The 1256-nt window shown below is 27.9% G+C and carries 1 protein-coding gene; it reads right to left on the bottom strand.

Annotated features, from left to right (window positions below; all coding sequences use genetic code 11):
• Positions 1-516 precede the first annotated feature (516 nt).
• On the bottom strand, positions 517-1203 hold the full coding sequence (locus V7083_RS23255; RefSeq protein WP_335482534.1) for a hypothetical protein: 687 nt from the start codon (positions 1201-1203) through the stop codon (positions 517-519).
• Positions 1204-1256 lie beyond the last annotated feature (53 nt).

The following is a 1256-nucleotide window of genomic DNA, read 5'->3' as shown; positions in this document are numbered from 1 at the left end:
TTTTTTAAGGGTTTTGTTTCCATGATTGTTAACTCCCTTCTCAGGTTTTTAATAATTGATAAATGACTTTCATTTTCTTCAACCAAATTTCTATTTAAAGTTGTCAAATCTGAAATTTTATCAATTGCTTGGGTATATTCATCCTTCAATTTGTTATGTTCCTTTAAATTTATTAAATACTCTTTTAATATCCGTTCATTATTATCATATTCTCTATCTTTTGGAAATTCTCCTCCATTTAATTCATTTGATAAAGAATTTTTCTCTTTTTTAACATGAATTTTTGTGCGATAGCCAGGTTCAACATAAATTGGAGGAAGGACTATTTTTCTATGACTGTCTTGAGCTTCATAAATCCTAGTATACTCATCCGGCTCTGAAGATAAATCCAAATTGTTGGTACCTAATCTTTTTGTTATATCAATTACGTTAGAATTGTTTTCGAAACTTGTAGTTCCGGATTCATTTTGGTTATTGTTTAAAGTAGTTCGGGATGGATTCATTTTAAATTCACCCCTATACACTTTTTATGTATTGAATCATTTTATTATCAATAAAATCTTGTGTTGTGTTTAGAAAACTATCGGGATTATTTACACTTATTCCAGATTCCTTATAAACATCAATATCAAAATTCAAATAATTATTAACAACTGCAAATGCCGGTTTAGGGAGCTCACCTTGAATAATTTGTTCTTGAAAAGTACCTATTCCAAAATTGAAAAGTATATTTCCCTTTCGACCGCTAATTTGTAGACGAGGGTTATAGATTTCATCAGCAATTTCAGATGTATTCTTTGCATTAGCACTAAAAAATTTATTAAGTATATAATTTTCTATTTCCTTTTGATTCTCAACCTTAAATCCTAAAAAAGTCCTGATCCCAATTCTTTTTGGTTCTTCAATTTTTATTACAGAATTTAGTGTTTTTATAAAATGAGCGCAAATTTTATTGAAATCTGTAATGCTAGTGGGGTCATCCCAATCAATAGTTAACCGATTGATAAAAATATGAGCAGTAAGTCTTTTTTCCGGACTGAACATAACAATTCTATCAGCTTGATTGGTATCAAATTCTGAAAAGTTTTTACTTAGCTTATCTAATATTTTGAATTTGTTTTCAGGAAGAGAAAAAATCTCTTTATACCTCAACTCTAAAAATATTTTAGTTACTTTTTTCGTACTCATATTTAAGTGTAACATTAAAAAACCAACTCTCCTTGATTAATGACTCTAATATCATAATACATTAATAA

Source organism: Bacillus sp. JJ1764 (genome assembly GCF_036962145.1).
Lineage (GTDB): Bacteria > Bacillota > Bacilli > Bacillales > Cytobacillaceae > Neobacillus.
Note: the sequence above shows the minus strand (reverse complement) of the source record. Positions and strands in the feature narration are given on the sequence as shown.